This window comes from Streptomyces herbicida (genome assembly GCF_032656585.1).
In the GTDB taxonomy this organism is placed as follows: Bacteria; Actinomycetota; Actinomycetes; order Streptomycetales; family Streptomycetaceae; genus Streptomyces; species Streptomyces herbicida.
Genome location: NZ_JAUYWJ010000044.1, coordinates 41,313 through 50,024, shown reverse-complemented (window position 1 = coordinate 50,024; position 8,712 = coordinate 41,313). Strand labels below are relative to the sequence as shown.

At 72.8% G+C, this 8,712-nt stretch carries 4 protein-coding genes; all 4 read left to right on the top strand.

The genetic code is table 11. The annotated features are described in order from the left end of the window. Positions 1–396: 396 nt before the first annotated feature. The 4 genes from Q8A52_RS47010 (at position 397) to Q8A52_RS46995 (ending at position 8,712) form a co-directional block, all read left to right on the top strand. A complete protein-coding gene (locus tag Q8A52_RS47010; protein WP_316764548.1) occupies positions 397–3,252 on the top strand; it encodes a helix-turn-helix transcriptional regulator in 2,856 nt (951 codons plus the stop codon). A 186-nt stretch (positions 3,253–3,438) separates the two neighbouring features. Next, the gene (locus tag Q8A52_RS47005) at positions 3,439–4,227 is read left to right on the top strand and encodes a hypothetical protein (protein WP_316764546.1); all 789 of its coding nucleotides are present in this window, start codon (positions 3,439–3,441) and stop codon (positions 4,225–4,227) included. Next, entirely contained in the window at positions 4,227–6,497 is a 2,271-nt protein-coding gene (locus Q8A52_RS47000) for a bifunctional serine/threonine-protein kinase/ABC transporter substrate-binding protein (RefSeq protein ID WP_316764543.1), read from the top strand. Before Q8A52_RS47005 ends, Q8A52_RS47000 begins: the two co-directional genes overlap by 1 nt. Positions 6,498–6,507: 10 nt before the next feature. Then, a complete protein-coding gene (locus Q8A52_RS46995; RefSeq protein WP_316764541.1) occupies positions 6,508–8,712 on the top strand; it encodes a bifunctional serine/threonine-protein kinase/ABC transporter substrate-binding protein in 2,205 nt (734 codons plus the stop codon).

The window sequence follows — 8,712 nt, the reverse complement described above, 5'->3', positions numbered from 1 at the left end:
GCAGGCCCTGCTCGCGCTCGCCCGCCGCAGGCTGAACGTCCTGTGGGCGATGATCCGTGACGGAGAGTGCTATCAAGGTTCACCTCCCGTCACAAGAGCGGCTTGACATCACGATTGGGATGTCCTTCCTCTGCGCCCTGCCGCAGACTCGGCGCCCTACCGGGCGACGACCGTGCGGAAAATGGCGAAGGACGATGCTCCCCGAGGCCGGAGCCGCGCGCATCGGGGAAACTACGTAATGGCGGTACGCGACCGACCGCCGGGGTTGGGGACTCGTACGGGTCTGGGGGGCTTTCGGTGCCCCCGCGGCACCTGTGGGTCAGTGCCCGACTTCAGTGTTGACCGGGGAAAATTGATCGACGGGGGCGCGCATGGTGCCTGTGGGGGTGGGCGAGCGTGACACAACTGGTGGGCAGATCATCGGAACTCGCACGGCTGGACGGCCTGCTCTGCGGGCTGGGGCAGTCCGGGGTGCCGGCGGTCGTCGACCTCGCCGGTGAGCCCGGGATCGGGAAGAGCCGGTTGCTCGGCGAGATGTGCGCGCGGGCCCGGTCGGCCGGTTTCACCGTGCTGCGCGGCCGGGCCACGGAGTACGAACAGCACGTTCCCTTCCAGGCGTTCACCGACGCGCTCGCCGATGCCGGCCCAGACCTCGCCGAGGCGGACTCGGTGCTGCACGGCCTCCGGCACACACCGCCCGATGCGTCCGGCGCAGGCGCCGCCGCCCGCTTCGGGCTGCACCGCACGATCACGGCGTTTCTGACTCGGCTGGGCGAGCACGGCCTGGTGCTGGCCATCGACGATCTGCACTGGGCCGATCCCGCGTCGCGGGAACTCGTGGACCATCTGATCCGGCACCCCGCGCAGGGCCGGGTCCTCCTCGTCGTGGCACGGCGGGCCCGGCAGACGCCGACGTCCCTGACGGCGGCGCTGACCCGCGGTGCCGACAGCGGAGCCGTGCTCCATCTCGCCCTGGAGCCGCTTCCCGAGCAGGAGTGCATCCGGGAACTGGCCCCCGACGTACCCGACGACCGGGCCAGGGAAATGTACGCGGCCAGTGAGGGCAACCCTCTCTATCTGCTCTCACTGCTGCACGCCTACCGCACCGGTGCTCCGCTGCCCGGTGTCACCGCCCCCGCCGACGCGACGAGCACCGTCGGCGTGCCCGGCGGGCTCGCCGCACTGCTCCTCGACGAGCTGACCACGCTGACGGAGACACAGCGGTGTGTCGTCGACGCGGTGGCCACGCTCGGCGACCATGCCACGACCACCATGCTGTCCGTGGCGACCGGGCTCGCGGTCCAGGAGGTCGAGGAGCAGACAGGGGCGATGGCGGTGCGGGACGTGCTGCGTCCCGGGGCGGGCGGCCGGTGGGCGCTGCGTCACCCGGTGGTGCGGGCACTGGTCTACGAGAACATCGCGCCGGGGCGGCGTGCCGAGGTGCATCGCCGCGCCGCGCAGGAACTGGCCGAAGCCGGGGCGTCCGTCACCGAGCGGGCCCACCATGTCGCACGGGCGATGACGGGCTGGGACTCCAGAGCGGCGGCCGTACTGACCGAGGCCGCGGCACAGTTCGCGTCGACCGCGCCGGGCACCGCCGCCCATCTGCTGGGCATCGTGCTCGGCCGGATGCCCGACACACCCGACCTGGTGCGGCAGCGTGGCGAGATCGTGCTGGCACGCGCCCGGGCTTTGGGTGTCAGCGGCAACCTCCGGGAGAGCCGCAACCTGCTGCACTCCGTGATAAGGACGTCGGGCAAGGACCATCCCGAACTGCGCACGGAGGCCGTGGCCCAGTGCGCCGTCATGGAGCGGCACCTGGGCCACTCCCCCGAGGCCACCGCACTGTTGCGCCGCGAGCTGTCCCGCCATCCGGGCCCGTCCCCCGCCCAGGCGGTCTCCCTCAGGCTGGCCCTCGGCATGTCCGCCCTGCTCACGACGTCCTATCCGCAGGTACGCGCGGAGGTCGCGGAAGCCGTGGACATCGCGCGCTCCGACGACGACCCCACGAGTGAGGCGGCGGCCCTGGCGCTGGCGGCCCTGGGAGAGGCGTACGAGGGCGAGACGGCAGCGGCCGCCCGGTTCGCCGACGCCGCCCGTCACATCACGGACGCGCTGACGGATCCCGATCTCACGGACCTGTGCGAGCCGTTGGTCTGGCTGTCCTGGGCGGAAGCCCTGCTGGAGCGTTACACCGATGCCGAACGGCACATCACCAGAGGGCTCGACATCGCCCGCCGGGGAGGTCAGCTCCATGTCCTTCCGCACCTGCTGACGAGCAGGGCCTTCGTGCACATCGGCACCTGTCGCCTGCCGTCCGCGCTGGAGGCTGCCGAGGAAGCGGAGTCCATCGCGCGGGCAGCGGGCAGCGGTGACCTCCTGGCCTTCACCCTCGCCATCAAGACGCTGGCGCTGCTGCTGACCCGCCCCCTGGGGGATCCGGAGGCCCTGTCCACCGGTGAGGAGGCCGTCGCCCTGGCCAGCGGCACCAAGGGCTGGTGGTCCGCCCTGGCCTGGTGCATGCTCGGGCACGCGGCGTACGCGAGCGGCGACCCACACCGCGCCCAGGAGGCGATCACGACGGCGGGCGGCGGCCCTGAACTGCCCCTGCTGCAACCCTCGATCCGTCCTGGCCAGCTGGACACCCTGGCCAACGCCGCGCTCACCGCCGGTGACGTCGACCGGGCCGCTCGCTGGGCCTCCCAGGCGGCGCGGGAGGCAGGCCACCTCGGTCTCGGCGGGCAGCGCGCGGCCGCGCTGCGGGCCGAGGCGGCGCTGGCCGAGCACCGCGGTGACATCGCCAAGGCCGTGCGCCTCCTCGACACGGCCGTACAGGAGTACGCCGAGTGCGGACAGACCCTGTGGGAGGCGTACTCCCTGCTGCGCACGGCGCCCCTGGCACGGCGCACCGGACAGGGATCGCGCGCGGCCGCGATGTGGCAGCGGGCCCACCGGATCGCCGTAGGCGGCGGCGCGCGTCTGCTCGTCGACTTCGCCGAGTTGATACGCCCTGAGGTGATGGCGGAGACACCGGCCGTGCCGGCGCAGCTGGCCGAACTGACGGCACGTGAGCTCGAGGTGGCGGGACTGGTGGCGCAGGGCCTGAGCAACCAGGACATCGCCGCCCGGCTCCATCTCAGTCGACGCACGGTCGAGACCCACTTGTCCTCGGTCTACCGCAAGGCCTCCGTGTCGTCCCGTTCGGCACTGGCCGGTCTCATGACACGCGCGGGGCTGGGAGCCACGTCCTGAGCGTTCGGCGGCGGAACGCTCGCGTCGCCCAGGAACGCTCGCGTCGCCCAGGAATACGTAGCCGGTTACGTGTTTCCACCGAGGCCGCCCCGCGGGCCACACGTCTACGTTCGGGGAGTCGGACGACGTGAGCCGTGGCGAGGGGACCGAGTGAAGCACAGGACCGGTGGTGGGCAAGGGAGTTGGGTGACCCTCCTGGTGGTGGGGAGTCTGCTCACCGGTTGTGCGGGCGGCTCGGCGGGCGCGGGCAAGGGGGCGGACAACTCTCCCTCCCGGTCGGCCGGGTCGCCCTCGCACGGCGGCTCGCCGGGAACCGGAGCGAGCTCTTCGAGCGGCTCGGGCACCGCTTCCGTCTTCACACCCGACGCGGCTCTCGTCCCCAGGACCTCGGCGGACGGGCAGAGGCTCGCCGACTCCGTCGTGCTCGCCCCGGGCGACTGGGGCCGGGGCTTCGTCGCGCAGAGCCCGGCCTCCAGCGCTCCGGGGACCTGGGCCGTGCTGGACGGCCGGTGCCGCTGGGAGCGGGAGAAGCTCCCGCACGGGGTGCTGGCCAGTGTGTCCCGGTACAGCCGACTGCCCGGTGACAAGGACAAGGGTCCGGTCAAGGTTACGGCCGCCGCCACCGTGCACGCCTCGGTTCTCAGTGCCGACGACCAGCTGAGCACCACCCTGGAGGAGGTGCTGCGCTGCCCCGAACAGCAGCCGCGCAGCGACGAGAAGATCATGGGACTGAGGTCGCTCAGCGTGTCCCAGCAGCAGTACGCCGACGACTCCGTTCTTGAGGACGGAAAGTTCGTCGCGCGCAGCGGAGAGACCCAGCCGTACCGGTGGATGGTCGCCCGCCTCGGCACGGTCGTCGTGGCCGTCTCCGTGACCGGCGGAAAGGGACACACCCAGCAGGAGCTGAGTCAACTGGGTGACAACGCCCTGGCGCAGCTGCTGCTGCGCGTCCAGCAGCGGCTGAAGGGGAAGTGATGGAACCGCTCCGTACGTCCGACCCGGCCAGGCTGGCGGACCATCGGCTGCTCGGTCGGCTCGGCGCCGGTGGCATGGGTGTGGTGTACCTGGCCCGTTCGGCCGAGGGCGCGCTGCTGGCGCTGAAGGTGATCCAGGCCGAGTTCGCCGAGGACGCCGACTTCCGGGAGCGGTTCCGGCGGGAGGCGGACACGGCGCGCCGGGTCACCAGCCCGTGGGTGGCCGCGCTCGTGGACGCGGACACGGAGGCGGCGGCGCCTTGGCTGGCCACCGCCTTCGTACCGGGGCCCTCGCTGGGCGAGGCCGTCGCGGCGCACGGGCCGTTGCCCACGGGGACCCTCCGGGTACTGGGAGCCCGACTCGCCGAGGCACTGCGGGAGATCCACGCGGTCGGTCTGGTGCACCGGGACGTCAAGCCGGACAATGTGCTGCTGGCGCTCGACGGTCCACGGCTGATCGACTTCGGTGTGGCGCGTGATCCGGAGGACACCGCGCTCACGTCGACCGGCATCGTGGTCGGCAGTCCCGGCTTCCTGTCACCGGAACAGGCCCAGGGCGGACGGGACCTGGGTCCGGCCGGCGACATCTTCTCGCTCGGCTGTGTACTGGCCTACGCGGCCACCGGCCGCCCTCCGTTCGGCACCGGCACACTCGACGCGCTTTTGTTCCGCACCGTGCACGACGCACCGGACCTGGAAGGGGTTCCGGACGAGCTGGCCGAGTTGGTGAGCCGCTGCCTGGAGAAGGACCCACAGCTGCGGCCCACGGCGGAGGCGCTGTCGCGGGCCATCGAGGCCGGCACTTCACCTCCCGACCCACGAGAGATCCTGCGGGCGCGCCCGCGGTCCCCGGAGGTCTCCGATGCGCGGCCTGCGATGCCCGCTGGTGAAATCACCGGTGATGAAACCACCTGGCTGCCCGAGCCGTTGGTCCGGTTGATCGCCGAACGCTCGGCCGCGGGGCTCGCGTTGCCCGGCATCGACGACACCGAGGTGGACGCGGCAGGGGACGTCTCTGCCGCCACGGTCGACGCGGCCGCACCGGCGCGGAGCCGTGGCGTCGGCCGACGCAGATTCCTCGTGCTCGCCGGTGGCGCGGCGGCTGTCACGGCGGGGGGCGGCGTGGCTGCCTGGGCGGCGTTCTCCGGAGCCGGGAAGGGTTCCGGCTCGGCCGCGGCGGGGTCCCGTCCCGTACACACCATCGGGCTGCACGCCGACCTGAGCGGTGATCACAAGGCGGTGGGCCGGGCTCAGGAGCGGGGGCTTCGGCTGGCTGCGGAGGAGTTCAACTCCCTTGCGGACAGGCCCTTCACGCTCGCCGTGAAGACCGCGGACGACGGCGGCGATCCCACCAAGTCGGCCGCCGCTGCCGGGCGCCTGGTCGCCGACCGCAGCGTCCTGGCCGTGATCGGGCCCACCACGGACGCCACCGCCCGGGCCTCGCTCGCCACGTACGACACCGGGTTGCTGCCCGTCATAGCGGTGTCGCCGGGTGCCACGGTGCTGCAGCTGCTGGGCAGCCGGACCTTCCTCCAGGCCCGCCCCACCGACACGATCCTGCCGTTCTACCTCAGCGCGTATCTGCGCGGCACCGCGAAGTCCCGCACGATCGGCATCGTCGACGACCGGGCGGCCGACGCCTACGCGTGGGAGATCAGCAGCACACTCAGCAACATCCTGCGCGAGGCACGACAGCCCGCCGTGCCGAAGGTGGTCAGCGCGTTGCGGACCGACTTCGGGCCGACCCTCGACGCGCTCCTGAAGGGCGGTGCGGACTCCCTGGTCTTCGCCGGTTACCACGACCGTGCCGCGCTGCTGGCCCGGGAGCTGAAGGACCGTGGCTTCCGGGGAGCCCGGACCGCCGCACAGGGCGTGCTCGACTCCCGCTTCCTGTCCGCTGCCGGCGACGCGGCCGAGGGCTGGGTGCTCGTCGCCCCGGTCATGGACGCCTCCGTGGCTCCCCGGGCCAAGGTGTTCGCGGCCGCGTACCGCAGGCGCTTCGGTGCCCGGCCGGAGCCGTACGCCGTCGAGGCCTACGACGTGGCGGGCCTGGCCGTGAAGACGCTGAGCGGCCTGCACGCCAAGGGCGTCACCCGCGAGAACCTGACGACCGCGCTGCGCTCGGCGAAGTACAAGGGCATCACGAAGAACTTCGCGTTCCAGCAGAAGACCGGGGCCCTGGTCGTCGACGGCGGCGGGGTCTACCTGTGGAAGGTGATCGGCGGCCGGTTCCGGTACCAGGGCCCGGCGCCGTACCAGGTGTCCTCCTGATGGGGCGTTGATGGAGCCGTTGCGCGGCTCCGACCCGGCCATGATCGCGGGCTACCGCCTGCTGCGCCGGCTGGGCGCGGGCGGTATGGGCGTGGTCTACCTGGCGCGGTCCGGCGCAGGCGCGCCGGCCGCGCTGAAGGTCATCCGCGCATCGCACGCGGACGACGCGGGCTTCCGTGCCCGTTTCCGCCGTGAGGTGCAGACCGCGGGCCGGGTCACCAGTCCCTGGGTGGTGCCGCTGCTCGACGCGGACCCGGACGCCGAGTCGCCGTGGCTCGCCACGGCGTTCGTGCCGGGTCCCTCGCTGGCGGAGGCGGTCGAGGCGTGCGGCCCGCTGCCGCGGGACTCGGTCCGGTATCTGGGAGCCCGCCTCGCCGAGGCGCTGGACGCCGTGCACGCGGCCGGTCTGGTGCACCGGGACGTCAAGCCGGGCAATGTGCTGCTCGCACTCGACGGCCCGCGCGTGATCGACTTCGGTATCGCCCGGACGCCGGAGGACACCGCCCTCACCGCCAGCGGAGCGGTGGTCGGCTCCCCCGGCTTCCTCTCCCCCGAGCAGGCCCAGGGAAGGGGCAGGGAGATCGGGCCGGCCAGCGACGTCTTCTCGCTCGGCTGTCTGCTGGCGTTCGCCGCGACGGGGGAACGCCCTTTCGGGCGGGGCTCAGCGGCCGACGTGCTGGTGCGTACGGTCTACGAGGAGCCGGATCTCGACGGCGTCCCGGCTCGGTTGCTGCCCCTGCTGCGGGACTGCCTGGCGAAGGACCCGCGCTCCCGTCCCACCGTGACGGAGGTGCGGCGGACCCTGGCCGGAGCGCTGCCGCACGGCGAACACCTCGGGGGCGAGGGCTGGTTGCCGGACCCGCTCACCCGTCTGATCGCGCGCCGCTCGACCGCCGTACTCGCCCTGCCCGCCGTCGAGGCGACCGAGGTGGCCGGGGTACCGCCCGTCGACAAGCCGTCCCCCGCCACGGAGCAAGCCCCGACGGAAGCTCCCAAGGGCTCGGCGCGGCGGCGCTTCCTGGTGCTGGGTTCGGCCGCCGGGGTCCTGGCGGCGGGCGGTACGGCGGCCTGGTGGACGGCGGCGCATCGTCCCGGCCGTGCCTCGACGCAGCGCACGCGCGGCCGACTTGAGCGGCTGGTCATCGCGCTGCAGGCCGACCTCAGCGGAAGCAACCGGGTGGCGGGCCGCGCCCAGCAGAACGGCGTCCGCCTCGCCGTCGAACACCACAACTCCCGCACCGGCCGCCCCTTCGACCTGACCCTGCAGGTCCACGACGACGCGGGCAGCACGGCCCGGGCGACGCGGCTCGCACGGCAACTGGCGGACGACGACCGGGTCCGCGCGGTGATCGGGCCGACGACCGACGCGTGTGCGAAGGCGGTCCTCGACCGCTACCGGCAGGCGCTGCTTCCCATGGTCTCGGTGTCGGTCGGACTCGACGGCGTCGACGCCTCCGTCTACCGGGGCTACGCGGCAACCCGTCCCACCGACGGGCTCCTGGCGGCGCCCGTCGTCGCCTACCTCGCGCGCTCCGTCCGGGCCCGCAAGACGGTGCTGATCGACGACGCGGCCGAGGGCGACTTCAGCTGGGAGATCTGCACGCGCGTCAGCGAGGCCATGCGTTCCGGGCCGCACACCACCACCCGGCGCACGCTCGCCGCGGGGGCCGATTCGGCCGCCGACTTCCGTGCCCTGGCGGAGAAAGTGACCGAGTCCGGGGCGGACGCGGTGGTGTTCGGCGGAGGATTCGCGCGCGCCGCGAAGCTGGCCCGCGCGCTGCGAACCGCGGGCTACTCCGGTGCGCGGCTGGCCACCCAGCGCGCTCTCGATTCCCGATTCCTCACCGCGGCCGACGCCGCCGCCGAGGGCTGGGTCTTCTCCGCCGCATTTCTCGATCCGACCCGGGTGGCCGCCGCGAAGTCCTTCGTGACGTCCTACCGTCGACGTTTCGACGGCGCCTCTCCCCCTTGGTACTCCGCCGAGGCCTATGAGGCGACGCTCTTCGTGGCCCGCGTCATGGCCTCGCTGGGCGCATCCCACGCGGAACGAGGTGCGATCGTGAACCGGTTGCGCGTCACCGACTATCGCGGAATCACCAAGCGGCTGCACTACACGTCATCGAGCACGTACTACAACACGGACGGCCTGTATCTCTTCCGGGCCTCCGCGGGACGCTTCCGCTGGCTCGGTCAGTACCAGGACGCCACCGCCTGA